Below are 24,607 nucleotides of genomic sequence, written 5' to 3' on the forward strand. Positions count from 1 at the left end.
TCATGGTTTGTGTGACTGACCTGGGTGCGGGCAGCTGCGGTCTACTGACCTCAAGCCTTGTGAACAGCATCTGAACGAGCTGATGCCGCCGTCCCGACCTGGCTCAAACGGAACGCCCCTCGACACGAAGAAGAGAGCCGATCATGGACTTCCTTCGCCCCGGCAGCTGGGAGGAGGCGCTCGCCGCGAAGGCCGAGCACCCCACCGCCGTGCCGATTGCGGGCGGCACCGATGTGATGGTCGAGATCAACTTCGACCACCGCCGGCCCGAGTACCTCCTGGACCTGAACCGCATCGGCGAGCTGAACGACTGGGAGGTCGGCGAGGACAGCGTGCGACTCGGCGCCTCGGTCCCGTACACGAGCATCATGGAGAACCTGCGGGCCGAACTCCCAGGCCTCGCCCTCGCCTCGCACACCGTGGCCTCCCCGCAGATCCGCAACCGCGGCGGCGTGGGCGGCAACCTCGGCACCGCCTCCCCGGCCGGCGACGCCCACCCCGCGCTCCTCGCCGCGGGCGCCGAGGTCGAGGTCGAGTCCGTACGAGGCTCCCGCCGCATCCCGATCGACGACTTCTACACCGGCGTGAAGCGCAACGCGCTCGCCGCCGACGAGCTGATCAGGGCCGTACACATCAAGAAGGCCGAAGGACCGCAGCAGTTCTCCAAGGTCGGCACCCGCAACGCGATGGTGATTGCGGTGTGCGCCTTCGGCCTGGCCCTGCACCCGTCGTCGCGTACCGTCCGCACCGGCATCGGCTCGGCCGCGCCCACGCCCGTCCGGGCCAAGGCCGCCGAGGAGTTCCTGAACGCGGCGCTCGAAGAGGGCGGCTTCTGGGACAACGGCAAGATCATCACCCCGTCGGTCGCCAAGCAGTTCGCGGACCTGTGCGCCGCCGCCTGCAACCCGATCGACGACGTCCGGGGCACCGCGAGCTACCGCCGCCACGCGGTGGGCATCATGGCCCGCCGGACGCTTACCTGGACCTGGGAGTCGTACCGCGGCACCGCCGCCACGGAGGGAGCTGCGTAATGCGCGTCAATTTCACGGTCAACGGCCGCCCGCAGGAAGCCGACGACGTCTGGGAGGGCGAGTCCCTGCTGTATGTGCTGAGGGAGCGCCTGGGGCTGCCGGGTGCCAAGAACGCCTGCGAGCAAGGGGAGTGCGGCTCGTGCACGGTCCGGCTCGACGGCGTACCGGTGTGTTCGTGTCTGGTCGCGGCAGGGCAGGTGGAAGGGCGCGAGGTCGTCACGGTCGAGGGGCTTGCGGAGTACGCACGGCAGCGCACCTGTGGATCCGGAAAGTGTGACACTTCCGCGAAAGGTGCCACATCTTTGGACGATGCCCAGCGATGGTCGGCGCACGGCACCGACTCACAGACCGGCGAAGGCACCGAACTCTCCCCCGTCCAGCAGGCGTTCATCGACGCAGGCGCCGTGCAGTGCGGCTTCTGCACCCCCGGTCTGCTGGTCGCCGCCGACGAGATGCTGGAGCGCAACCCGACCCCGACCGACGCGGACATCCGCGAGGCGCTGTCGGGTAACCTCTGCCGCTGCACCGGCTACGAGACGATCATGAACGCGGTCCGCCTCGCGGCCGCCAGGCAGTCGGAGGCGGTCTGAGCATGGCCGGCAACAACGCCCCTCTCGGCACTCCCACCAAGGTCACCCAGGGCTCACAGACCAAGGGCGGCATCGGCGAGTCCACACTCCGCCCTGACGGCACACTCAAGGTCACCGGCGAGTTCGCGTACTCCTCCGACATGTGGCACGAGGACATGCTGTGGGGCCAGATCCTGCGCTCCCCGGTGGCCCACGCGGAGATCGTGTCGATCGACACCTCCGAAGCCCTCGCCCAGGCCGGCGTGTACGCCGTCATGACGTACGACGACCTGCCGACCGACGTGCGGCACTACGGACTGGAGTTCCCGGACACCCCCGTACTGGCCCGTGGCCGCGTACGCCACCACGGCGAGCCCGTCGCGATCGTCGCCGCCGACCACCCGGAGACCGCACGCCGCGCCGCCGCCAAGATCAAGGTCGAGTACCGCGAACTACCGGTCGTCACCGACGAGTCGACCGCCACCGCCCCCGACGCGCCGCTGATCCACGAGAACCGCACAGATCACTACGCCGCCCACGTCACCCACCCCAACATCCTCCACCGCCAGCCGATCATCCGCGGAGACGTCGAGGAGGCCCGCAGCCGCGCCGACTTCATCGTCACGGGCGAGTACACCTTCGGCATGCAGGACCAGGCCTTCCTCGGCCCGGAGTCGGGGCTCGCGGTCCCCGCGGAGGACGGCGGCGTCGACCTCTACATCGCCACCCAGTGGCTGCACTCCGACCTCCGCCAGATCGCCCCGGTCCTCGGCCTGCCCGAGGAGAAGGTCCGGATGACGCTGTCCGGCGTCGGCGGCGCGTTCGGCGGGCGCGAGGACCTGTCGATGCAGATCCACGCCTGCCTGCTGGCGCTGCGCACGGGCAAGCCGGTGAAGATCGTCTACAACCGTTTCGAGTCCTTCTTCGGCCACGTCCACCGCCACCCCGCGAAGCTCTTCTACGAGCACGGGGCCACGAAGGACGGCAAGTTGACGCACCTGAAGGCCCGTATCGTCCTGGACGGCGGCGCGTACGCCTCGGCCTCACCCGCCGTCGTCGGCAACGCGGCCTCGCTCGGCGCGGGCCCGTACGTCATCGACGACGTCGACATCGAAGCCCTCGCCCTCTACACCAACAACCCGCCCTGCGGCGCCATGCGCGGCTTCGGCGCGGTGCAGGCCTGCTTCGCGTACGAGGCGCAGATGGACAAGCTCGCCGACAAGGTCGGCATGGACCGCGTCGAGTTCCGCCGGCTCAACGCCATGGAGCAGGGCACGATCATGCCGACCGGCCAGCCCGTCGACTCGCCCGCCCCCGTCGCCGAACTCCTGCGCCGCGTCAAGGCGATGCCCCTGCCGCCGGAGCGCCAGTGGGAGAGCTCCGAGGGCGCGGACGTACGCCAGCTGCCCGGCGGCCTGTCCAACACCACACACGGCGAAGGCGTCGTACGCGGCGTCGGGTACGCGGTCGGCATCAAGAACGTCGGCTTCTCCGAGGGCTTCGACGACTACTCAACCGCCCGCGTCCGCATGGAGGTTGTCGGCGGCGAGCCCGTCGCCACCGTCCACACCGCGATGGCGGAGGTCGGCCAGGGCGGCGTCACCGTCCACGCGCAGATCGCCCGCACCGAGCTCGGCGTCACCCAGGTGACGATCCAGCCGGCCGACACCCAGGTGGGTTCCGCGGGCTCGACTTCGGCGTCACGTCAGACGTACGTCACTGGCGGCGCCGTCAAGAACGCCTGCGAACTGGTCCGCGAGCGGGTCCTGGAGATCGGGCGCCGCAAGTTCGGTACGTACCACCCCGCTTGGGCCACCGCCGAGCTGCTGCTGGAGGTCGGCAAAGTCGTCACCGACGGCGGTGAGGTGCTTGCCGACCTGGTGGACGTACTCGAAGACGAGTCGGTGGAGGTCGAGGAGGAATGGCGGCATCGGCCGACCGAACCGTTCGACCGGCATACCGGGCAGGGCTTCGGACACGTGCAATATTCGTTCGCCGCGCATCGGGCCGTGGTCGAGGTCGACACCGAGCTGGGCCTGGTGAAGGTCATCGAGCTGGCCTGCGCCCAGGACGTCGGCAAGGCCCTCAACCCGCTGTCCGTCGTCGGCCAGATCCAGGGCGGTACGACCCAGGGCCTGGGCATGGCCGTCATGGAGGAGATCCTCGTCGACCCGAAGACGGCGAAGGTCCGCAACCCCTCCTTCACGGACTACCTGATCCCCACGATCCTGGACACGCCGACGATGCCCGTCGACGTACTCGAACTGGCCGACGCGCATGCGCCGTACGGGTTGCGGGGTGTCGGGGAGGCCCCGACGCTTTCGTCAACTCCGGCCGTCCTTGCGGCCATTCGGAACGCGACGGGCTTGGAGCTGAACAGGACGCCGGTACGGCCGGAGCACCTCACCGGCATGTGACCCTCCGGGGCGGAGAGGAGAGCGAGACCGAGATGCTGGACATCGCCCAAGAGCTGCACCGGTGGGTCGAGCAGGGCCGCGACTTCGCCGTGGCCACCGTGGTGGCCGTCGGCGGCAGCGCGCCACGCGGGCCCGGCGCGGCCCTCGCGGTGGACTCCGAGGGCACGGCGATCGGCTCGGTCTCCGGGGGCTGTGTGGAGGGGGCGGTGTACGAACTGTGCCAACAGGCGTTGGCGGACGGGGAGTCGGTCCCGGTTCTGGAGCGCTTCGGCTACAGCGACGAGGACGCCTTCGCGGTGGGCCTGACGTGCGGCGGCGTCATCGACATCCTGGTGACGCCGGTACGGGCCTCGGCTCCCGACCGGGAGGTGTTCGCGTCGGCTCTGTCCGCCGCCGCGCGCGGGGAGGCGGCGGCGGTCGCGCGCATCGTCTCCGGGCCGGGGGAGCTGCTGGGCCGCGCCCTGCTCGTACGTCCGAGCGAAGCGAGATGGGGGTCCCCCCGGCCGGAGGCTGGGGGAGGCTCGTACGAGGGCGGATTCGGCGCCCATCCCGAGCTGGACCGCACGGTGGCGGCCGAGGCGGGCGCCTTCCTGGATGCGGGCCGCACCGGCATCCAGGAGATCGGAGAGCAGGGCTCTCGCTGCGGAGCACCGCTCACGGTGTTGGTCGAGTCGTCGGTGCCGCCGCCTCGCATGATCGTCTTCGGCGCGATCGACTTCGCCTCGGCGCTGGTGCGCATGGGCAAGTTCCTCGGCTACCACGTGACGGTGTGCGATGCGCGTCCCGTCTTCGCGACGGCGGCCCGCTTCCCGGAGGCGGACGAGATCGTCGTGGACTGGCCGCACAAGTACCTGGAACGGACGTCGGTGGACGCCCGTACGGTCCTGTGCGTCCTGACGCACGACGCCAAGTTCGACGTACCGCTGCTGCGGTTGGCGCTACGGCTGCCGGTTGCGTACGTCGGTGCGATGGGTTCACGGCGTACGCACCTGGACCGGAACGAGCGGTTGCGTGAAGTGGGCGTGACGGAGCTGGAGTTGGCGCGGCTGCACTCGCCGATCGGCCTCGATCTCGGGGCCCGTACGCCGGAGGAGACGGCACTGTCGATCGCGTCGGAGATCGTCGCCAACCGGCGTGGCGGCAGCGGGGTTTCGCTGACCGGGGCGCATACGCCGATCCATCATGACGCGACGTCGGAGACGGCCCCGGCGGGGCGGATCGGGTCGGTGGCCTGACGCCTGAGGCCCGGACGCGATCATCGTTGCGTATGCTGCCGGGCATGTTGAGGCTCGAGAGGCTCCGTGACGACCACGCGCCTGCCCTGCTGGCTTTCGAGCAGGAGAACCGGGAGTACTTCGCGCGGTCCGTGCCGGATCGGGGTGACGCGTTCTTCGCCGAGTTCGCCTCCCGCCACCTCGCCCGCCTCGCCGAGCAGGACGCCGGTGAATGCTACTTCCATGTCGTCCTCGACGAGCAGGGGGACCTGATCGGCCGCGTCAACCTCGTCGACATCGACGAGGACGGCGCCGAACTCGGCTACAGGATCGCCGAGCGCGCCACGGGCCGGGGCATCGCGACCGCCGCGGTCGCGGAGGCGTGCCGCCTCGCCGCCACGACCTACCGCCTCCCCGCACTCAGGGCGCGCACCACCCTCGACAACCCGGCGTCAATGACCGTACTCGCACGGAACGAGTTCACCCCGGTGGGGGACATCACGCTCAGTGGGCGCCCTGGCGTCCGGTACCGGCGTCGGCTTGCCGCCATTGGCTGATCGCCCGCATCGGGGTCGGGGTCGGGATACGTCAGGCATGAGCCTGTCGGTGCGGCTCCGGCCTGAAGACTTCTCGCTTCACTCGGGCTGAGGCGTCAGCGGGTGTCAGACATTGAGGGTCCGGCGCGCGGCACTGATGGCCCGGTGCGCGTCGGCCCCGTACACGGCGGACTCCTTCAGCGTGTTCCAGGTACGGAGGTACGTGCTCACGCCGACCTCGTCCTCGATCCACAGCTCGGAGTGCCAGGTCTCGACGATCACGCGGCTGTCGTCGTACATCCAAAACGCCGTGGCGGGCGGAATCTTGAGCGAGGCGCTGAACGGGATGATTCCCAACTCGACCGTGTCCAGGCCGATCACCCCGGCCAGTCGGTCGAGCTGGGCGGCCAGGACGGACGGCGGGCAGATCAGCGCTCGGAGAGCGGCTTCCCACATGATGAGGTGGAAACGCTTCGCGGGGTCGTACAGCGCATCCTGCCGTTTTCCAGCTTGCTGATCTTCGGCTGCGGCCAGCCGAGCCGCCGGGCCAGCCCGGAACCGGTGAACCTTCCGTCAGGGGCAGACAGCCGCAGCTCGCGCAGCCGTACCCCGAGCGCTTCGCGCGCCTGTTGGTAGTCGGTTGTCACCGGTTCCGCTCACTTGCTTGCTTCTGCTTACTTCGCGGCCAGACCCGCCGCGAACTCCTCATCACTGTGCTCGAGATCGGGCGGTACGGGTACGTCGCGCCCTCGTGGACATAAACGGCTATAGGCGACCCGGTATCGCGAATAACTGAGTATGGATGCTAGCCCTCTCAACTGGCCCCCGACGACGCTGAGTTCATGGTCACAGCGCGGCAAGAGCCGAACACCACGGATGTCACAGCGGCGGTCGAAACTCTGCGGAAAGCACTGACGGCGGCGGGGATCGTGCTGTCGTCGCTGGGGGCGGACGTGGCGTCGCCCTCACTGAACCTGATCGCCCTCGGCCGGGTGCGCGCGGATGTCGCGCTGCGGCTGGCCGACGTGATCCAGCGGGGGTGCGCATGAACGGATACACGCCGGAGATCGGTGATCTCGTATGGGACGAGGCGACACGCAAGGTCGGCCGGGTCATGGACCGCGTCGGCCCGTACTGGCAGCTCAAGCCGCCCGGTGGCGGGCGGGAATGGGACGCGCGTGGCCCGCTGAGGCCTGCCACGGCGGCCGAGAGGCTGTCGGCAGGCGTGGCCCTGGCCAACGCACGGAGCCGGGGAGAGCTGCCGTGAGCGGAGTGGAGTGGCAACGGCGCGACGGTGGCGGTGGCGGTGGCGTGAGCCACCTACAGGCCGTGATCGGCGACGGCGAACACGTCCGGCACCAAACGGCGTACCGCGCGTACGTCGAGCATGTGGTTTCGTAGGTGGGAGTGAGCAACGTTTGTCGATGGGTTTGGGCATCACTTCGCGATCAACGAGCCTGAGAATGTCGATGAGAAGTAGCACCGCCTGTTGCGAGGTTCGCGCTGACGGGGGTCCGGTGGTGGAGCTGCTCGCCGGCCTGTGAGCGATGCGCGCCGCAGGTGGTGGTGCCTACCTGGCCGTCGTGCCGGCCGCGCGTCTCGAGGGAGTCAGGCGCCGTGGAAATGCCGTTGCCGGAACAGCAGCATCTTCGATCGAATGCCTCCATGACTCATGACGGCCCGGCGGACCATGTGGAGCAGAACCGACGCTTTTGGGATGACGAGGCGGCTGCGTGGCACGGGCCGCTCGCCCGTGATCACTGGGCGCAGGTGGAACCGTCCTGGGGATTGTGGGCCACCCCTGAGTCGCAGGTTTCCGTGCTTCCCGACGGCATCGACGGGATGCGCACCATTGAGCTGGGCTGCGGTACTGCCTACGTTTCCGCTTGGCTGGCCAGAGCAGGAGCCCACCCGGTCGGGATCGACCTCTCGGAGAAGCAGCTCGCCACTGCTCGCGCGATGCAGGCGGAGTTCGGCATCGACTTCCCCATCTGGCGCGGGGTAAGGCCACCACGTAGCCGGCGATCGGCCACCGCCTGCCGCCGTTCCCACGCCCTGAACGGGGCTGCGGCCTCATGCCTCCGCCGCTCCTCTTCCTGCTCCCGTTCCTGCCGCGCCCGAATCACGGGGCCGTCTGCTCCGAGATTTGCCTGTCAATAACGTCCCGAACCGGCTGGTAGGCCGAGACCGCTGCCCGCACGCGGTCCAGGTAGGACACCCTGGCCTCGTCGTACTTCTCCTCCATCAGACCCGGAGCGGTTCACCCGTAGAGTGAGCGGGCTCCCGGGTTGTTGCCCTTGAAGCGCTGGCCCGCGGCGATCTCCTCGCCGACCACCGACCAGACGGTCTCGTCGTCCTGAAAGGGGAGCGGGTCAATGCTGCTCGTCTCCTGACAGATACGCTCGACCTCGCGCTCCAGGCGCTCGAAGTCGGCTTCCTCGTCGCCGTCGTCGCCGCTGAAGGTGAACTCCTCGAGCAGGCGTTGGAACCGGAGGGTGACCTGGACGAGAGAGGAGACGTCCGTGTGGAGTTCCTGCACGGTCTCCTCGTTGGCGTTGAAGGCGTGCACCTTGCCGGAACCGGGGTCGAGGACGAGGTGGGCGTTGAGTAGCCAGCCGATGACGGGCCATTCGCCCGCGTCCTCCGAGGCGTCCTCGAAGTCCTGGGCGTCGACGACGTCCTGGACGAGGGGCAGCCGACCGGAGTCCTCGTCGGGCTCACGCAGCCAGAGCGTCCCGGTGGGGACGCCGACGGTCTGCAGGAGGCGGGCGCCCTCGGTGTCCGCGGTGGAGGGCGGGAAGGCGGTGGCGGGCAGGGTCGCGAGCCGGTCCTCGCCGAAGATGTCGGCGAGTTCGCTGCGGGTGACGTCGAAAAACACTGCCGGAACTCCGAACTCATCGGCGGCACGGGCGCCGTGGGACTCTTAGTGGCCGGAAGCGGTCACAACGACAGTGCCCGCTTCTCTTCAAAATGTGCTGATGAGCGAATCAGGGACTCGCGGAGCTGTCGAATCACGGTATGCGGGAGCGCCTCAGCCAGCTCGATCGTCAACACTGGCCCGCACATGGCTCGGAGTCTAACCAGTCAGAGCAATGTCTCCACCGACTACCGAGTGTGACTGCTCCACAGAAGTTGAGCCAGAGCCCACCTCCCACGTACAAAACCAAGCATGCCTCGACGTGCCCCGACTGCGTGGAGGGCGTCTGTCCCACGGCGCGGAAGCTGTGGCGCGTGGTGAAGGGACGCGCGGAGCCCGACGCGTAGTACGCCGGACAGCAGACGGAGCGGGCGGATCGGGTCGGTGGTCTGAACTCGCGTTGTCTCTCGGGGGTCTCACCGAACAGCGCCCGCCGGTAGTCGACCCCGAATTTGTGGAAGAGGAGGGGTCGGCTGCTGGCAGACATAGGGGCTTGAGTCTCCAGTAGGGGGAGACGCCAAGGTGGGGGCATGGACAGCGACACGCTCTACTCGATCGGCGAGCTCGCTCGGCGGACCGGTCTCACGGTCAAGACCATTCGGTTCTACTCCGATCGCGGAATCGTGGCGCCGATGGACCGCAGCCCGGCCGGCTACCGCCTCTACAGCATCGACGCCGTTGCACGCCTGGACCTCGTGCGGACCCTGCGCGAGCTGGGACTGGACCTTCCCACGATCCGCAAGGTCGTGGACCGGGAACTCTCGCTTCCCGAGGTCGCGAGGGCGCACGCCGAAGCACTGGCAGTGCAGATCCGCATCCTGCGCCTGCGGCACGCGGTGCTGACGACGGTGGCCGAGCGCGGGTCCACCCCTGAGGAGACAGAACTCATGCACCGGCTGGCCCAGCTCTCCGAGGACGAACGCCGACGCGTGATCGGCGATTTCCTCGACGCCGTCTTCGGCGGTCTTGACGCCGCCCCCGCATTCGCGGGAGTCATGCGCTCGATGACCCCCGAGCTGCCCGACAACCCCGAGGCGGAACAAGTCCAGGCATGGGTGGAGTTGGCCGAACTTTCCCTGGACCCGGATTTCCGCGCCCGCGTGCGGCGGATGGTCGAGGACCAGGCAGCCGAGCAGGCCCAAAGTGACACCATGGGCCCGCGCCGCGACATTGCCGCAGTCGTCCGTGACCAGGTCGGCCCGGCCCTGACCGCCGGCATCGACCCGGCCTCGCCCCAGGCCGATCCGGTCGTCGCGACGTTCACGGCGCACTGCGCGCATCTTCTCGGCCGCCCAGACGACGTCGAGCTCCGCCGCCGACTGGCGACTCGGCTGGAGAGCGTGAACGACCCCCGCAGGGAGCGGTACCTCCAGCTGCTCGCAGTGGTCAACGGCTGGCCGGCCCCGGAGAGTCTGGCTCCAGTGTTCGACTGGTCCGTCCAGGCTCTGCGCGTCCGGACACAGCAATGACGGGGCGGTCGCAAGGCGGCATGGGCCGGACACGGTTGGCGGCGGTTGAGAATGCCGCCGCGTGTGATCAGTTGATGAATACCCCCGTCGTCCTTCAGGTGGCCGCGTCGCCGGCCTCTCCCCCTCTCGCTCTTCGCCCCTGGCGCATGGAGGACGTTGCCGCATTGGTCGAGGTGAGCCGGGATCCCGCATTGCGCCAGTGGGCGAGTTCTGTCGTGGACGACGATGCTGACGGGGCACGGTGGGTGCAGGCCCAGCAGCGGGGCTGGGCAGAGGGGGACCGGTTCGGCTTCGCCGTCCTTGAGGCTCAACCCGGTTCAGTTCGCGAACAGTTGGTGGGCAACGTGGTCCTCAAGGAAGTCACCTCCGGCAAACCGGCGGCCGAGGTGGGCTACTGGACCGCGGCGCACGCTCGCGGGAGGGGAGTGGCTCCCCGCGCTCTGGAGGCGCTCACCGGCTGGGCCTTCGACACCTTCGAAGCCGACGGGCTGGAGCGTCTCGAACTGCTGCACCAGGTGGACAACCTGGCATCGTGCCGAGTTGCACAGAAGAGCCGGTACGACTTCCACAGCGTCCTGCCCGCGGCGCCACCGTCCTTCCCCCGCGATGGCCACCTGCACATACGGCGCGCGGATGCCTGAGATTCCATCGCCTGGCACCTCGATGTGCACGGCAATCCGGTGGGTGAGCCGCAACGCTTCTTCTGCGACCTCTCGGGCAGCACAGACTCGGGTCGGTTCCTGAGCCGCCCGGTGCGGCCACAAGCCGTTCTGTGCAGCCACCTTGACGGGTCGCCCCGTGCGCGACGAGGCTCGTGGGAGCGCTCCCGTAAGTCCGCAAGTCCCGGTGACCGTTGCGAACCAGGAGTGAACCCATGAGACGTATCTCAACAGGCCTGGCCGCCTTACTCGTTGGCCTGGCCTCTCTGCTGAGCGCGCCGACGGCAGGCGCGGCGGAAGCGGCGGATGTCGTCGCGGATGCGGCGGATGCCGAACGGCACAGATCCGGCCTGTACGTCCCCGACGCCAACCCGGCGGCGTACCGCCAGGCTTCCGAGCTGGCCTGGGCGGGCCAACTCCGGGACGCGGCAGGCATCTTGACCATGGCACACACACCACAGGCGGTCTGGTACGGAGACCAGACGCCGCCCCAGGTCGAGCGGCAGATCCGCGAGGTGGCGCGCGACGCGGACCGGCACAACGCGCTGCCCGTCTTCGCGCTCTACAACGTGCCCGGCCGCGACTGCTCCAACTACTCGGGCGGTGGCGCCTCCAACACGGCCGAGTACAAGGCGTGGATCGACGCGGTCGCGCGTGGCATCGGCAGCCGCGACGCGCTCGTCGTCCTCGAGCCCGATTCCCTCGCCCTCGTCCCCGCCGACTGCGGCCAGGACGACGCCCAGGGCACACTCACCGCAGCCCGTTACACCGAGGTCAACTACGCGGTGGACAAGCTGGAACCGCTACGCGGCGCCCGCGTGTACCTGGACACGGGCCACCCCGGCTGGCACACCGTCAACTCGATCGTCCCCCGCCTCCTCAAGGGCGGCATCGCCCGCGCCACGGGCTTCTACACCAACACCTCCAACTACCAGACCGACGACGCCAACTCCTGGTACGGCAAGCTGATTTCGTCCTGTCTCGCGTACGTGGACAGAGGCGGCGACGCGGCCAACTGCCCCAACCAGAGCTGGCCACGCGCCGACGCCCAGGCCTGGCTGGAGGAGAACGTACGCGTACCGCCCTCCCGTATGAAGCACTTCGTCACCGACTCCAGCCGCAACGGCCGGGGCCCCTGGACTCCGCCCCCGGGCAAGTACACGGACCCCCAGGACTGGTGCAACCCACCCGACCGCGGCCTCGGCGCCCGCCCCACCCTCCGCACGGGCGACCCGCTCCATGACGCCCGACTGTGGATCAAGATCCCGGGCGAGTCGGACGGCCTGTGCCTGCGCGGCACGGAAGGGCCGGAGGATCCGGAGCGCGGGATGGTCGATCCGAACGCGGGGGACTGGTTCCCCGAACAGGCCCTGGAACTGGTGCGGTTGGCCAATCCACCGATTCTGGGCGGAGGATGACGGGGCCGGAGTTCCGCTGAGCAGCGGGCCCGCCTGCTGGCGCACGCCCGCTGCTCAGGCCTCCGAGGAATTCGGCCAAGGCATCCGAGACGTGCTGGGTCAACTCGTCGACGGAATCTCGCAGTCGGGGCGGTGAGCTCCACTCGGCCGAAGCGGACCTCCTGCGGAAGTGCCGCAGGCAGCTCATCCCGCGGCTCCGACCGTGCCCGCCCGGCTCGGCGGTGCGATGACAGGGCGCCAGGCAGGACCGGAACCCACCCAGGCAGTCGCCATAGGATGCCAGGTCGGCCACCGAACTTCCGGCAGCGAGCGGGTCCCGGTGACCTCACAATGGGTCCGTGGCCCATGTTCCGATCGCTCGTCATCTGCTCCGCGCTCGGGATCTCGCGGACGCCCGCTACTCCGAGGCACTCACTGTGGCTGACATGGCCGCGGCCGCCGCGCTGTCCCCTGCCCACTTCAGCCGCTGCTTCAAGGCCGCGTTCGGTGAATCGCCGCACCAGTACCTGCTGACCCGTCGCCTGGAACGGGCGGCCGCCCTGCTGCTTGCGACCGACTGGACGGTGGCCGCGATCGGCGTCGCCGTCGGTGTGCGGAGCATCGGTTCGTTCACGACGAGTTTCCGGAGGATGTACGGGATGACCCCGCAGGCATACCGTGCGGCGCACCCGCCCGCCGCACGGCATGTGCGCATCCCCCGCTGCGTGGCGATGACGTACGGACGGCCACGAAACCGCACGTTTCGAGAAGACACGGCGTCGCCGGCTGCCTAGCGTCGACTCCAGGCAACCGATGGGGGAGCGGCCATGACGACGATCAAGATCGCCAATGCGCAGTTCTGGGTGCACGACCAGGACGAGGCGCTTGACTTCTACACCAAGAAACTCGGCTGGGAGGTACGGGCGGACGTGATGATGGAGGCATGGAGCTTCCGGTGGCTGTGCGTCGCCCCGCCCGGCGGGGACGGTCCGGCGCTGGTGCTGATGCCGGTACCGGGGCAGCCGATGCTGGACGAGGCGAGCAGTGCCCAGCTGTCGGATCTGGTGGCCAAGGGTGCGGGCGGCACGCTGTTCCTGGAGACCGACGACTGCAAGGCCGCGTACGACGAACTCTCCGCCCGTGGCGTTGAGTTCAACGACCCGCCGACGGTGCAGCCGTACGGTATCGACACGTCGTTCCGGGACCCGTCGGGCAACAACATCCGGCTCACGCAGGCGCTGGAGTTCGATCCGGGACGGCACTGATCCGAATCGGCAAGCCCGCACGTGTGCCGCCACTGAGCGAGCCGATAACCGAGATCGGCGCTGCTACGTCGCCGTCAGCGTGGCAACCAACTCATCCAGGCTGTCTGACCGCCAATCGAAGGTGTCGGTCCTCTTCGGAGGATCCCCGCCTGGTCGCTGAACGTAGGCGGTTCGCATTCCCGCCGCCTGAGCCCCGCGGAGATCCCAGGCGTGGGCGGCGACCATCAGCACGCGCTCCGGTGGGCATCCTGCCGCGTCGACCGCAAGCTGGTAGACCTCCGGTGCGGGCTTGTAGGCCAGGGCATCCTCGGCGGACAACGCCTGGTGCCAGCGCAGTCCGGCGTGCGCGTTGAGACGGAGCAGAGCCGCGCGACTGGCGTTGGAGAGCCCCAGTACAGGAAATCGCCGCGCGAGGGCCGCGAGTCCGGCGACGGAGTCGTCCCAGGGTTTTAGGCGCTGACTCGCGGTAGCCAGTCGCTCGATGGCTACCGGGTCGGTGAGTCCGGCACAGTCGGCTACTCGTTGAGCTGCCTCGCGGTCGATGATCTCGGTGTTGGCGTACGCCCGGCTGTGTTCCTCGATACGTTGCTGCTCGTGCTCAACATGCTCTTGCCACACGGTGAGCAGCTGATCGACCGACGCATCGTCGGCCGCGGGCACCGCGTCGCGAATGGCCGCTCGAAGTCCTCCTGGCTCGTCGACCATCGTTCCGAGGACGTCGAAGACGACGACCTCGATCTCCCATGCGTCGGCCATCCGGTCTCCTGTTGACGGTGTACGGGCGCCACGCAGCCTGCCACAAGTTGTCTGTTTCCCGTGGCTCGTAGGGAGTGCTCTGCTCTGTCGTGGGATACCGAACTGACATGTAAACGATTCCTTGACATGGGTAAGCTTGTAAATGCATCCTTTACAGGTGACCGATCCCTCGCCGCCACTCTCCTCTCTCAGCGCCCTGCTTGCTGAGCAGGCCTCAGTTCTGGCCGCGTCGGTGGGCAGCCCGGTCGTCCCGCCCGCCTATCTCGATCTGGTCCGACGCGCCCAAGGTGTCGACGTTCTGGCCGGGCAGGTGCTCACGCTCTGCGTGCAGCAGTGTCGCGATGCCGGCCACACCTGGCAGGAGATCGGGGACGTGCTCGGAGTCACTCGCCAAGCCGTCTTCCAGCGGTTCGGCAAACCCATCGATCCCAGGACGGGAGAACCCATGGACAAGACAGTGCGCATGACTGACGCCGCGGAACGCGCCGTCGAGATCGTCACGGACATCCTTGAAGGTCGCATGGACAAAGCAAGGCGCTCGTTCAACTCCGAGGTCCTGGCGGCATTCACCGATGAGGTGCGGGGCGAGGCCCTGGCCACGGTCGTCGGTCTTGTCGGCGCGTTCGAGGGCTTTGGTGGGGCCGAGCCGTTCGTCCGAAACATCGGCGATCACACAGTCGTTGACGTCCCGCTGCACTACGAGGCCGCTGACATGAAGGCCCGCATTGCATTCGACGCAGACGAGAAGGTTGCCGGAATCTTCTTCCTTGCACCTGAGGCTCCGTGAGTGGCTGTTTCTGCTTCCCGAAACGGCACCACCAGCCACCTGTCCCGTAAAAAGCGTGAACAGGCAGGGGGGACGATGTCCTTCAGGCGCTCAGACGAGCGCCGCGTGAACACGAGGGGGAGACGTGCTCACGCTGTGCGACTCAACACCGCCGTGCCTACCACCGCGCTCAGAGCTCAGTCCACGTCGTCGCGGCCAGCCCGCCGTACGCCACGCCCATGACCGCGACCGGCCTCCCAACGTGAGCGGCAACCAGCCACCTGCAACCCGCACGCACTCACCCATCCGCGATCCCATCCCCCCCGTGGACGGCATCTCGCAGTCGGGGCAGTGAGCTCTGCCCGTCCGAAGCGGACCCAGCCGGAGCTCCGCGAGCAGCTCCTCCTGCACGGCGGCCGGCGATCAAGACGGCTTCAACAACCCGTCCACCGCGCGCCCGAACATCCACCGGGCCACCCATGCCAGTGGCCGGTCGAAGGCGTCCGGCAGCCGGCGTACGCGCAGTTCCTCCTGCCACACCACCCGTGAACCTGCGTTCCCGTATGGGTGCACGGCGATCTCGGCCCACCCAGTCACGAAAGTCCCACGCTTGAGCAGATAGCACATCCCCGAGAGTCCGTCCGCCGGTGGTCGCCAGGTCATGACCTCCATCGGGTCGTCGAACGCGAGGCGGCCGATTCCCGATCGAGCCACGAAGACCGTGCCCTCGCGGGTCGGTGGTGGGGTGACGACGGTGATCCGAGTGAGCGGTACGACGTCCCCGTGGCGTTCCCATGTCGTCAGCCGCCGCCAGACCTGGTCGACGGGACTCGGAGCTACGCGTTCCAGGAGGAAGAGGACCACGGGGCGATCGTAGGCAGGCGAGCCGTGCGGCGACTCGCTGCCAGGGCCGGACTTGACCTCCAACCGCCAGTCCCGACCCGGCCATGGACGCCATCGGCCAAGCCGTCACCGAAGGCCGAGCCGGTGGCATCGCTTCCGCCCGCCAGAAACTTCTGAGTCTGTGGTCCGCGATCGGTGTCACCGGCGACCCGCTGCACCGCTGCTCCCTCGCAGATCTCTACGAAGATCCCGCCCAGGCCCTCGCCTGGGACATCCGGGCCCTGGACGCTGCCGACGCCGTGGCCGAGCAGCGCGTCCAGGAGCACCACGCCAGCCTCCACATCGCGGTCGGCAGCCAACCAGCGGGAGCCGGCTAGCCGGCAGCCCGCCAGCCGAGCGCCGGGCCGAGTCGGGTCGCGATGTCCGTCAGGATCTGGACGTAGTCCTCGTGGTCGAAGGTGAACGGCAGGGCGAACGCGACCTCGTCGATCTCGCGGAACGCGGCGTGTGCGTAGAGCTGCTCGGCAATCTGCTCGGAGGTACCGACCAGGTCGGGGGCGAACATCAGACGCGCCGGTCCCTGCGGCGCGGCGGTGCGCGGCAGCCGCTTGCGGGCGTACTCCTCGTACTTCGCGCGCTGTTCGGGCGAGGCGCCGTCCGTGGGGATGACGACGAGTCCCTGCGACACACGGGCGCGGTCGCCGTCGGGATGGTGAGCCCGGAAGGCGCGTATGTGCGAGAGCTGGACCTGCGCGAAGTCCTCCGACTCCTGCGCCTTCACCACGCTGCTGGTCAGGAAGTTCATCTCGTGCTCCCCGGCCCACCGGGCCGAACTCAGGCTGCCGCCGCCGTACCACATGCGGCGGCCCAGGCCGGAGGCGTGCGGCTGGACGCGGTCCGAGAACACCTCGAAGCCCTCGACGCCGCTGAAGTCGGTGGCCGGCTTTCCGCGTACGAAGTCCAGCAGCCGGCGCACGCGCTCGTAGCTGAAGTCCTCGGCGTCCGCGGTGTCCGGGTAGAGCGCTTCCCTGACCTGGTCGTAGTGCATCGGCGGGCCGACGCTGACCCCCGGATTCACGCGGCCCCCGGACAGGATGTCGACCGTCGCCAGGTCCTCGGCCAGGCGCAGCGGGTTCTCCCAGCCCACCGGGATCACGGCGGTGCCAAGTTCGATGCGGCGGGTGCGCTGCGAGGCCGCCGCCAGGACGGCCACCGGGGAGGAGATGCCGTACTGCAGATGGCGATGACGCAACCATGCGCTGTCGAAGCCGAGTTGCTCACCGAGCTCGATGATCTCGAGCGTCGACTCATGGCCCCGGCGTGGGTCGTCCCCGTCGAACAACCCGATGGTCAGGAAGCCCAGCTTGCGCAGGGGCTGTGAGGGCAGAGGCACAGGGCTCCTCCATCGTCCGCGGCAGCTTCGGCCGCACCGGCGTTGATCCGATTGTCGCAGGCCCTAGTCGTCCAGGGCAGCGAGCGCCTGGGTGACGAGCCCGCGTGCGGCGGCGCCGTAGACCGCGTTGCCGGACAGTCCTTGGAAGGCGCGGAGGTAGAGGTCGACCTGGCCCGGTTCGCTGAGCGTCGCGACGGCGTCGGAGGAGTCTGTGTGCACGCGTTCGTCGTCGAAGACCCGGAAGTGCCGCGTGCGCTGGTAGAGAGTGGCGCCTGACTCCTGAAGGCGACGCAGGCCGGTGCGCTGGAGGCGCCGCCACTTGACGTACATCTCCGCCGACTGTCGGTTGGCGGCGATGAGATCCGGCGCTTGCCCGGGCGCGCCGCACGCCTCGCACCAGGCCCGGATGTCCGCGATACGGATGATCGCCTCGTCGCCCGGCCTGGGGTGCGGCGTCCAGCTTTCAGCGGACGCGAAGTAGCCTGCCACATGGGAACTCCGTTGCGACGGGCCGCACTTGGGCCGCCTTACCGGCGGAAGAGGACGCGCACCGGGGTGTTCCGCTCGCAGCAGGGCACGTCCACTCGAGAGGTGTCCGGTTGTAGTTGTGACACCTGCTGGGCGATCTGTCATATTCCTGGAACTACCTGCCGGTGCGCAGCCGGGCCGCATCCGGGGAATGCTGTACCGGTCGGCGGGGCGATTCTCGGGACAGCCCCTTGCGGACGTGTGCATCCCTCAGGCCGTACAGGCATCGCGAGCCCAGGCCCCCTACACCCTAAAAAGCGTGAACAGGCAGGGGGAGTTTGCCCTTCAGGCTCTCAAACGAGCGCCGTGTGAACATGAGGGGCAGAAGTGCTCACGCTTTGGGACTCACACCCCCCGTGCCGACCACCGCGCCCAGGGCTCAGACCACGTCGTCGCCACCAGCCCGCCGTACGCCGCGCCCATGGGCGCGACCGGACCCCCAACGTGAGCGACGACCAGCCGTCCGCAACCCGCACATGCCCACCCGCGACCTCACCCCCTCAACCGCCGAAAGCCGACGTCTCAGACATCCAGCAGATCCCGCGCCCGAACCACCGCCCCCGTCTCGAACGACCGATTCGCCGCCAGCCCCGTCACCAGCGACCGCGCCCCGTCCACCGCGTCCGCCGCGCGTCCCAGGTCATCCGGGTCGCCCGTCCGCGAGCCGAACAAGTCCGCCAGCATCCGGACGTCACCGCCCCCGTGCCCGCCCTCGCCGGTCGCGACCTTCACCTCACGCGGCGGCTCCCAGAAGCGCCGCAGCAGCAGCTCCGTACGACCCGCCTCCTCGCCGACCGCCGAGCCGTGCATGACGGGGCTCGAGCCCTCCGACCCGACAACGTCCGGACGGACCCACGTCGTCTCCTCCACCAGCAGCTCCAGCCGACCCGAACTCCCGTTGAACGAAACCCGGTAGCCCTCCCAAGGCGCGTACGCCGTCAGGTGGTACGTCAGGGTCACGCCGGACGCGTACCGCACGAGTACCGCCATGTCGTCCTCGATGCTCACGCCGGGCCCGAAGACGTTCTGGTCGCGGTGGTAGCCGTCCTCCCCCTCGGCGTCGAGGTACAGCGAGCGAAGCACGGGCGAGTCCGCGAGGCGTACGGCGAAGGGGTCGCCGTCGGCGGCGGGGACGCCATGAGCCCGCGTATACGAGCGCGCAAGTCCTCGCCGCCGCCCCGCACTCTCCCCGTAGAAGAAGAGACCGCCCTGCGCGAAGACCGTCTCGGGCGACGTACCCAGCCACCAGTTCACCAGGTCGAAATGGTGAGTCGCCTTATGGACCATCAGGCCACCGGAGTTTGCCTTGTCCCGATGCCACCGCCGGAAGTAGTCCGCACCGTGCCGCAGATCGAGCAGCCACTCGAAGTGAACCGACCCCACCTCGCCGATCTCACCGGCCGCAATGCACTGACGTACGGCCGAATGCACCGGGTTGTAGCGGTAGTTGAAGGCGACCCGCACTTCGCGGCCGGTACGCCGCTGGGCGTCCAGGATGCGCCGGGCCCGCGTGGCGTCCGTCGTCATCGGCTTCTCGGTGACCACGTCGCAGCCCGCCTCCAGGGCGCGCACGATGTAGTGGTCGTGCGTCCGATCCACGCTGCACACCACCACCAGGTCGACGCGCTCCTCACGAAGCATCAGCTCGAAGTCCTCGGCCGCGTACTCCGGTACGGGCTCCCGGCCAGGGTGGTCGGCGGCCAGCCAGTCGTTGTGGACGGCCATGCGGTGCGCGTTGACGTCGCAGAAGCCCACCAGCTCGATCCGGTCCGCGTAGGGACCGGCCAGCGCCTCGGTGAAGAGCCGGGCCCGTGCGCCAAGGCCCACCACGGCACACCGACGGCGACGTACGGTCTCAAGACGTACGTTCTCAAGGGGCATAAAGGTCTCCGTTCGCTGGGTGTCGAGGGCGCCGGTGAAGATCCGTGGCAGTTCCAGGGAAGTGGTGTACGAGGGCTTGTACGGACATCCGGACGATACCTAGGGTCGTTCTGCTCGCAAGCGCTTTCTGCCCGAGAGAGGTGACCCCACACATGCCCGGAAACAGGACAACGAGGTCCTGCATGACGGCCGCCGTGCTGGCACTCTGTGCGACGCTCACCAGCTGTACGGGATCCGGCGACTCGGTCGGCGGCGGCAAGGTCGTGCTCCGCTACACCTGGTGGGGCAACCCGGACCGGGCGGCCCGCACCGAGGAGGCCGTCGCGCTGTTCGAGGAACGGAACCCCGGCATCGACATCCAGACCTCGTTCTCGGGATACGAGCCGTACAAGCAGAAGCTGGCCACGCAGGCGGCCGGCGGCGACGCCCCCGACGTGATGCAGCTCGACTACCGCATGATCGACCAGTACGCCTCCGGTGGCGTCCTCCTGGACCTCGCGAAGCAGAAGTCCGCGCTCAGCACCGCCGACATCGACAAGGGCCTGCTGGCCACGGGCGTCGTGGACGGCAAGCAGTACGCGATCCCCCAGGCGCGCGGCACGGAGACGATGGCGTACGACGCGAAGCAGTGGAAGGCCTCGGGCGTCGAACTGCCGCGCGAGGGCTGGACCTGGAGCGACTGGGCCGACTCGATGCGCGCCCTCGCGAAGGAGACCGGCAAGCCCGGCGGCACCGACCCCGGCCAGAGCGAGGACTGCTTCGAGGTATGGCTGCGCGGCCAGGGCAAGGAGCTCTACACCAAGGACCGCCAACTCGGCTTCACCGCCGACGACTTGACCAAGTGGTGGACCTTCACCGACAAGCTGCGCCGCGAGGGCGCCGTCTCGCCCGCCGAGGAGACCACCCAGATCGACGGCACGGTCGAGAACACCCCGCTGGGCCGCGGCAAGGCCATCTCCGACATGAACTGGGACGCGCCCGCCAGCGGCTTCCTCGCCCTCGTCCCCGGCGGAGTCACTCTCGCACCCATGCCGTCGGGTGAGGACGGCACGCCCGGCCAGTACTTCAAGCCGTCGATGTTCATGGGCGTCGCCGAGGCCTCCGAACACCCCAAGCAGGCCGCCCAGTTCATCGACTTCATGCTGAACGACATGGACGCGGCGAAGATCCTCGGCGCGACCCGCGGCATCCCCATCAACGCGACGATCCGCGAGGCGATCGGCCCCGAGCTGAAGGACTTCGACAAGACGATCGACGAGTACCAGGCCTCCGTGGACGGCGACCTCAACGCCCCGCCCCAGGCACCCCCTTCGGGCGACAGTGCCCTGCAGACCACCTTCATGCGCGACTACGACCAGGTGTCGTACGAGCGGATGTCGCCCCGCGAGGCGGCCGAGGACTATGTCACCGAGGCGAAGGCGGAGTTGCGCTCATGACCACCACAGAGATGCCGACGGCCGCCTCACAAACTCGGCAGACCGCCACCGGAAAGAAGCCCCCGAGTCGTCAACGCGAGGGCGCCGCCTGGGTGTTCCTCTCCCCGTGGGTCCTCGGCGCGGCCGTGCTGACGCTGCTCCCGATGGCCGTCTCGCTCTATCTCTCCTTCACCGACTACGACTTGTTCAACCCGCCGCAGTGGGTGGGCCTGCGCAACTACACGCAGATGTTCACCGAGGACCCGCGCTACTGGCGTTCGGTCGTCGCGACCCTCACGTACGTCGTGATCGCCGTCCCCCTCCAGCTCGGCCTCGCCCTGGTCGTCGCGCTCGCCCTGAAGTCCATGAAGCGCGGCCGGGGCTTCTACCGCTCAGCCTTCTACGCGCCCTCCCTGCTCGGCGCCTCCATGTCCATCGCCCTCGTATGGCGGGCGATCTTCAACGACGGCGGCACGGTCGACAACCTGCTGGGCACGGGCGGTTGGGTCAATCAACCCGGCTGGGCGCTGTTCGCCGTCGCGCTGCTGACGGTGTGGCAGTTCGGCGCGCCGATGGTCATCTTCCTGGCCGGACTCCAGCAGATCCCGGGGGAGTTGTACGAGGCTGCCGCCGTGGACGGGGCGAGCCGCTGGCGGCAGTTCCTGTCCATCACCGTGCCCATGCTGTCCCCGGTGATCTTCTTCAACCTCGTACTCCAGACCATCCAGGCCTTCCAGGTCTTCACCCCCGCCTTCGCGATCAGCGCGGGCAAGGGCGGCCCGGCCGACTCCACGCTCTTCTACACCCTCTACCTCTACGACCGCGGCTTCGTCGCCTCGCACATGGGCTACGCCTCCGCGATGGCCTGGGTCCTGCTCCTCGTGATCGGCGCCGTCACCGCCGTACTGTTCCGGACCTCGCGCTCCTGGGTCTTCTACGCTTCCGAGGGGGACCGATGACCACCTCAACCGCCGCAACTCCCGCCGTCCGCAAGCCCATTGCCTGGCGGCGCGTCGCCCTGCACGCCGGCTGTCTGGCCGCGCTGCTGGTGATGCTGTACCCGTTGGCGTGGCTGCTCGCGACCTCCGTCAAGCCCGCCGACGAGGTGATCGCCAGCCTCAACCTGCTGCCCAGCAGCCTGGAATGGTCCAACTACTCGACCGCTCTGGAGGGCGTCAACGAAGTCTCGGTGTGGCAGCTGCTCGGCAACTCCCTGTTCATCGCGGGCGGCGCCGTCATCGGCAACGTACTGAGCTGTTCCCTCGCCGCGTACGCCTTCGCGCGTCTGCGTTTCCGCTTCCGCGGGCCGCTGTTCGCGTTCATGATCGCGACGATCATGCTGCCGCACCACGCCGTGCTGATCCCGCAGTACATCATCTTCAACCAGCTCGGCATGGTGAACACGTACTGGCCGCTGATCCTGCCCAAGTTCCTTGCCACGGAGGCGTTCTTCGTCTTCCTCATCGTGCAGTTCATGCGGGGGCTGCCGCGTGAGCTGGAGGAGGCGGCGCGGATCGACGGCGCGGGGCCGTTCCGCAGCTTCTTCAGCGTGATCCTGCCGCTGACCCGGCCCGCTCTGATCACCACAGCGATCTTCACCTTCATCTGGACCTGGAACGACTTCTTCACCCAGCTGATCTATCTCTTCTCGCCGGAGAAGTTCACGCTCACGCTGGCGCTCCGGCAGTTCGTGGACGCCTCCAGCCAGTCGGCCTTCGGCCCGATGTTCGCGATGTCGGTGATCGCGCTGCTGCCGATCGTGCTGTTCTTCCTCGCCTTCCAGCGCTTCCTGGTCGAGGGCATGGCGAACTCCGGGATCAAGGGATGAGCGCCGGGCAGGCCCGCGAGACGGGCGAGATCTTCGGACCGCGGATGACGCTGTTCGCGGACGTGCTGAGTGTGGGCGTCTGTACGGCGCTGGTGTCGCTGCCGGTCGTCACGCTGCCGGCGGCTCTGTCGACGGCGTGCGCGGTGCTGCGCGGCACGCGCGAGGACCAACCCGCCACGGCGGGACGGTACTTGGCACTGCTGCGGCAGCGGCTGCGGGCCGGTGACCTCGCGGCCGGTGCGCTGTCCGCGGCGGGCGTGCTGCTTCTGCTGGCCGACCTGGCGCTGGTCCGGGCGGGCCTGCCGGGCGCGCCGCTCTTCGCCGCCGTCGCCGCGCTCATCGGTACGTACGCCACTGTCGTCGGCCTGCGCGCCTGCGCCCGCCCCGAGTCGCTCACCGACTGGCGCGCGGCGGTGCGCGAGGCGGCCCGGGACTCCGTACGGGATGTGGGCGGCAGCGGTCTCGTGCTCCTGGCCCTGGCGGCGGCAGCGCTGTGTGCGTGGATGCTGCTGCCGCTGGCGTTCCTGGCACCGGGGCCGCTGGCGCTGGCGCTGACGGCGATCGACGTACGACTGTCCGGGCGGGCCTGAGAGGACCCGCATCCGTCAGGTGATGGCCAAGCCGTACTTCTCGCTGACCCGGTGGATCTCCTCCACCGGGTACGGCGTCTGCCTGCTCTCGTCGTGGAACGTGCGGTTGAAGCCCGACACCACCGCGGCCAGCGGTGCCCAGCGGGCGATGACCGCCGCCGCCGCGTCGGGGATTCCCGTGAGGCGCTCACCCTGGGTGCAGGCGCGCACCGCCGCCTCGCGTTCCTCCCGCTCGTAGTCGTACAGGTCCTTGAGCAGCCAGTTCACCAGCCAGGTCATCGTGTAGGCGCGGTCGTAGGCGCGGTGCCGATCGTAGAAGGCGGCGTGGCTCGGCGACAGGTCGAAGCGGGAGGAGAGTGCGAGGCCGAAGTCGGTGAAGTACAGGCGCCGGCCGTCGGTGAGGATGTTCTGGAAGTGGGCGTCGAAGTGCAGGAGCCCGCGTGCGTTCATGAAGGAGACGCCCGCTTCCAGTTCCCGCTCCACCAGGGAGCAGGCCTCGTTCGCGTCCTCCGTGCGCATCCGTTCGCCCAGCCAGGTGTGCAGGGTCTGCGGGATGTACTCCAGGAACAGCGCGACGCTCGCCGATGACCGACCGAGGGCCTCGATCCGGTGGCGTACCTCCGGACCACCTCCCCAGTAGGCGACGGCCCGGTCCACATCGGCCAGGTCCTCGAGAAGGGGCTGCGCCGGGTCCGGCAGCACGCGCCAGTGGTACATCAACGGGAAGCCCTGGTACTCGTCCCCGAGCACCCAGTTGGTGGTCATGGTGTGCACGGCGAGCTCCCGCCAGATCCCGAAGCCCGCCCCGCCGATGGCGCCGATGCCGTACTGACAGAAGGCGGGCAGCCCGAACAGGTTCGCCGTGGACCGGACGTTCTCCGGCAGCGCCTCCAGGTCGGTGAGCGGCACCCGCTTCACGAACACCGGGCGTCCGGCGACCTCCATCAGCACCGACTGCCCGCCGATGCCGGAGCCCAACGGCACGGCGGTGCCCACCAGTTCACGCAGTCGGTGATCACTGCACAGGGCGAGCGTTGTGGAGACGGCGCTGTGGGCGGCCAGTCGCGCTCCGCGTGACATGTCAGGGGACTCTGTCTCCGCCATTACCGCGCCCACCCGTCTCCTGGCATGAC

Annotated in this window: 26 protein-coding genes and 2 pseudogenes; 20 read left to right on the forward strand and 8 right to left on the reverse strand. The window is 68.8% G+C overall.

Annotated elements, in window-relative coordinates; all coding sequences use genetic code 11:
• Positions 1–143: 143 nt before the first annotated feature.
• Genes IEZ21_RS22835 through IEZ21_RS22855 form a run of 5 tightly spaced genes read left to right on the forward strand, consistent with a single transcriptional unit; the run spans position 144 to position 5,788 of the window.
• Positions 144–1,031, forward strand: coding sequence for an FAD binding domain-containing protein (locus IEZ21_RS22835; RefSeq protein WP_189323777.1), 888 nt, complete (start codon positions 144–146; stop codon positions 1,029–1,031).
• Positions 1,031–1,621: a (2Fe-2S)-binding protein gene (locus tag IEZ21_RS22840; RefSeq protein WP_189323778.1), complete on the forward strand. Its 591-nt coding sequence runs from the start codon at positions 1,031–1,033 to the stop codon at positions 1,619–1,621. Before IEZ21_RS22835 ends, IEZ21_RS22840 begins: the two co-directional genes overlap by 1 nt.
• A 2-nt stretch (positions 1,622–1,623) precedes the next feature.
• Entirely contained in the window at positions 1,624–4,017 is a 2,394-nt protein-coding gene (locus tag IEZ21_RS22845; protein WP_189323779.1) for a xanthine dehydrogenase family protein molybdopterin-binding subunit, read from the forward strand.
• Between the two features lie 32 nt (positions 4,018–4,049).
• Positions 4,050–5,252 carry an XdhC family protein gene (locus tag IEZ21_RS22850; RefSeq protein WP_189323780.1) on the forward strand — a complete coding sequence of 401 codons (1,203 nt, stop codon included), beginning with the start codon at positions 4,050–4,052 and terminating at the stop codon, positions 5,250–5,252.
• Positions 5,253–5,296: 44 nt separating this feature from the next.
• Complete coding sequence (locus IEZ21_RS22855; protein WP_189323781.1) at positions 5,297–5,788, forward strand: GNAT family N-acetyltransferase; 492 nt, start codon at positions 5,297–5,299, stop codon at positions 5,786–5,788.
• 105 nt (positions 5,789–5,893) lie between these two features.
• Here IEZ21_RS22855 and IEZ21_RS22860 read toward each other — a convergent pair.
• Positions 5,894–6,414 (reverse strand): annotated as a pseudogene (locus IEZ21_RS22860) (Scr1 family TA system antitoxin-like transcriptional regulator).
• A 195-nt stretch (positions 6,415–6,609) separates the two neighbouring features.
• On the opposite strand from IEZ21_RS22860, the gene IEZ21_RS22865 reads away from it, so the two are divergent.
• The 4 genes from IEZ21_RS22865 to IEZ21_RS47745 all read left to right on the forward strand — a co-directional run bounded on the left by IEZ21_RS22865 (position 6,610) and on the right by IEZ21_RS47745 (position 7,927).
• Positions 6,610–6,816, forward strand: coding sequence for a hypothetical protein (locus IEZ21_RS22865; RefSeq protein ID WP_189323782.1), 207 nt, complete (start codon positions 6,610–6,612; stop codon positions 6,814–6,816).
• Positions 6,813–7,034, forward strand: coding sequence for an H/ACA ribonucleoprotein complex subunit GAR1/NAF1 (locus IEZ21_RS22870; protein ID WP_189323783.1), 222 nt, complete (start codon positions 6,813–6,815; stop codon positions 7,032–7,034). The genes IEZ21_RS22865 and IEZ21_RS22870 overlap by 4 nt, the downstream gene beginning before the upstream one ends.
• Positions 7,031–7,168 carry a hypothetical protein gene (locus IEZ21_RS22875; RefSeq protein WP_189323784.1) on the forward strand — a complete coding sequence of 46 codons (138 nt, stop codon included), beginning with the start codon at positions 7,031–7,033 and terminating at the stop codon, positions 7,166–7,168. Before IEZ21_RS22870 ends, IEZ21_RS22875 begins: the two co-directional genes overlap by 4 nt.
• 441 nt (positions 7,169–7,609) lie before the next feature.
• Positions 7,610–7,927, forward strand: a complete 318-nt coding sequence (locus tag IEZ21_RS47745; RefSeq protein ID WP_246568078.1) for a class I SAM-dependent methyltransferase — start codon at positions 7,610–7,612, stop codon at positions 7,925–7,927.
• Between the two features lie 100 nt (positions 7,928–8,027).
• On the opposite strand, the gene IEZ21_RS22885 is transcribed toward IEZ21_RS47745, so the two are convergent.
• Complete coding sequence (locus tag IEZ21_RS22885) at positions 8,028–8,645, reverse strand: SUKH-4 family immunity protein (protein ID WP_189323785.1); 618 nt, start codon at positions 8,643–8,645, stop codon at positions 8,028–8,030.
• A 569-nt stretch (positions 8,646–9,214) separates the two neighbouring features.
• On the opposite strand from IEZ21_RS22885, the gene IEZ21_RS22890 reads away from it, so the two are divergent.
• The 5 genes from IEZ21_RS22890 (at position 9,215) to IEZ21_RS22910 (ending at position 13,474) form a co-directional block, all read left to right on the forward strand.
• Entirely contained in the window at positions 9,215–10,153 is a 939-nt protein-coding gene (locus tag IEZ21_RS22890) for a MerR family transcriptional regulator (protein WP_189323786.1), read from the forward strand.
• 74 nt (positions 10,154–10,227) lie between these two features.
• Positions 10,228–10,794: a GNAT family N-acetyltransferase gene (locus tag IEZ21_RS22895; protein ID WP_189323787.1), complete on the forward strand. Its 567-nt coding sequence runs from the start codon at positions 10,228–10,230 to the stop codon at positions 10,792–10,794.
• Between the two features lie 233 nt (positions 10,795–11,027).
• Entirely contained in the window at positions 11,028–12,230 is a 1,203-nt protein-coding gene (locus tag IEZ21_RS22900) for a glycoside hydrolase family 6 protein (RefSeq protein ID WP_189323788.1), read from the forward strand.
• Positions 12,231–12,568: 338 nt separating this feature from the next.
• Complete coding sequence (locus IEZ21_RS22905) at positions 12,569–13,003, forward strand: helix-turn-helix transcriptional regulator (protein WP_189323789.1); 435 nt, start codon at positions 12,569–12,571, stop codon at positions 13,001–13,003.
• 33 nt (positions 13,004–13,036) lie between these two features.
• Complete coding sequence (locus IEZ21_RS22910; RefSeq protein WP_189323790.1) at positions 13,037–13,474, forward strand: VOC family protein; 438 nt, start codon at positions 13,037–13,039, stop codon at positions 13,472–13,474.
• Positions 13,475–13,537: 63 nt separating this feature from the next.
• Here IEZ21_RS22910 and IEZ21_RS22915 read toward each other — a convergent pair whose 3' ends face one another.
• On the reverse strand, positions 13,538–14,230 hold the full coding sequence (locus IEZ21_RS22915; protein ID WP_189323791.1) for a haloacid dehalogenase type II: 693 nt from the start codon (positions 14,228–14,230) through the stop codon (positions 13,538–13,540).
• A 157-nt stretch (positions 14,231–14,387) separates the two neighbouring features.
• Between IEZ21_RS22915 and IEZ21_RS22920 the strand changes: the two genes are divergently transcribed.
• Positions 14,388–15,017, forward strand: a complete 630-nt coding sequence (locus IEZ21_RS22920) for a DUF3887 domain-containing protein (RefSeq protein ID WP_189323792.1) — start codon at positions 14,388–14,390, stop codon at positions 15,015–15,017.
• A 402-nt stretch (positions 15,018–15,419) separates the two neighbouring features.
• Here the strand turns inward: IEZ21_RS22920 and IEZ21_RS22925 are convergent, their stop codons facing one another.
• Complete coding sequence (locus tag IEZ21_RS22925) at positions 15,420–15,860, reverse strand: SRPBCC family protein (protein WP_189323793.1); 441 nt, start codon at positions 15,858–15,860, stop codon at positions 15,420–15,422.
• A gap of 83 nt (positions 15,861–15,943) precedes the next feature.
• On the opposite strand from IEZ21_RS22925, the pseudogene IEZ21_RS22930 reads away from it, so the two are divergent.
• Positions 15,944–16,186: pseudogene (locus IEZ21_RS22930) on the forward strand (hypothetical protein); the annotation flags it as partial.
• A 26-nt stretch (positions 16,187–16,212) separates the two neighbouring features.
• On the opposite strand, the gene IEZ21_RS22935 reads toward IEZ21_RS22930, so the two are convergent.
• The 3 genes from IEZ21_RS22935 to IEZ21_RS22945 all read right to left on the reverse strand — a co-directional run bounded on the left by IEZ21_RS22935 (position 16,213) and on the right by IEZ21_RS22945 (position 19,641).
• Positions 16,213–17,232: an LLM class flavin-dependent oxidoreductase gene (locus IEZ21_RS22935; protein ID WP_189323794.1), complete on the reverse strand. Its 1,020-nt coding sequence runs from the start codon at positions 17,230–17,232 to the stop codon at positions 16,213–16,215.
• Positions 17,233–17,295: 63 nt separating this feature from the next.
• Positions 17,296–17,721, reverse strand: a complete 426-nt coding sequence (locus IEZ21_RS22940; protein WP_246568038.1) for a hypothetical protein — start codon at positions 17,719–17,721, stop codon at positions 17,296–17,298.
• A gap of 561 nt (positions 17,722–18,282) precedes the next feature.
• On the reverse strand, positions 18,283–19,641 hold the full coding sequence (locus IEZ21_RS22945) for a Gfo/Idh/MocA family protein (RefSeq protein ID WP_189323795.1): 1,359 nt from the start codon (positions 19,639–19,641) through the stop codon (positions 18,283–18,285).
• Positions 19,642–19,793: 152 nt separating this feature from the next.
• Here IEZ21_RS22945 and IEZ21_RS22950 point away from each other — a divergent pair, with 152 nt between their 5' ends.
• From IEZ21_RS22950 to IEZ21_RS22965, 4 genes are read left to right on the forward strand one after another with little or no spacing between them, the layout of a single operon-like run.
• The gene (locus IEZ21_RS22950) at positions 19,794–21,077 is read left to right on the forward strand and encodes an ABC transporter substrate-binding protein (RefSeq protein ID WP_189323796.1); all 1,284 of its coding nucleotides are present in this window, start codon (positions 19,794–19,796) and stop codon (positions 21,075–21,077) included.
• Positions 21,074–22,015 carry a carbohydrate ABC transporter permease gene (locus IEZ21_RS22955; RefSeq protein WP_373302274.1) on the forward strand — a complete coding sequence of 314 codons (942 nt, stop codon included), beginning with the start codon at positions 21,074–21,076 and terminating at the stop codon, positions 22,013–22,015. The genes IEZ21_RS22950 and IEZ21_RS22955 overlap by 4 nt, the downstream gene beginning before the upstream one ends.
• Positions 22,012–22,884: a carbohydrate ABC transporter permease gene (locus IEZ21_RS22960; protein ID WP_189323797.1), complete on the forward strand. Its 873-nt coding sequence runs from the start codon at positions 22,012–22,014 to the stop codon at positions 22,882–22,884. The genes IEZ21_RS22955 and IEZ21_RS22960 overlap by 4 nt, the downstream gene beginning before the upstream one ends.
• Positions 22,881–23,474: a hypothetical protein gene (locus IEZ21_RS22965; protein ID WP_189323798.1), complete on the forward strand. Its 594-nt coding sequence runs from the start codon at positions 22,881–22,883 to the stop codon at positions 23,472–23,474. The genes IEZ21_RS22960 and IEZ21_RS22965 overlap by 4 nt, the downstream gene beginning before the upstream one ends.
• Before the next feature lie 15 nt (positions 23,475–23,489).
• On the opposite strand, the gene IEZ21_RS22970 is transcribed toward IEZ21_RS22965, so the two are convergent.
• On the reverse strand, positions 23,490–24,554 hold the full coding sequence (locus IEZ21_RS22970) for a protein kinase family protein (protein ID WP_189323799.1): 1,065 nt from the start codon (positions 24,552–24,554) through the stop codon (positions 23,490–23,492).
• Positions 24,555–24,607 lie beyond the last annotated feature (53 nt).

Source organism: Streptomyces flaveus (assembly GCF_014647675.1).
Classification (GTDB): Bacteria; Actinomycetota; Actinomycetes; order Streptomycetales; family Streptomycetaceae; genus Streptomyces; species Streptomyces flaveus.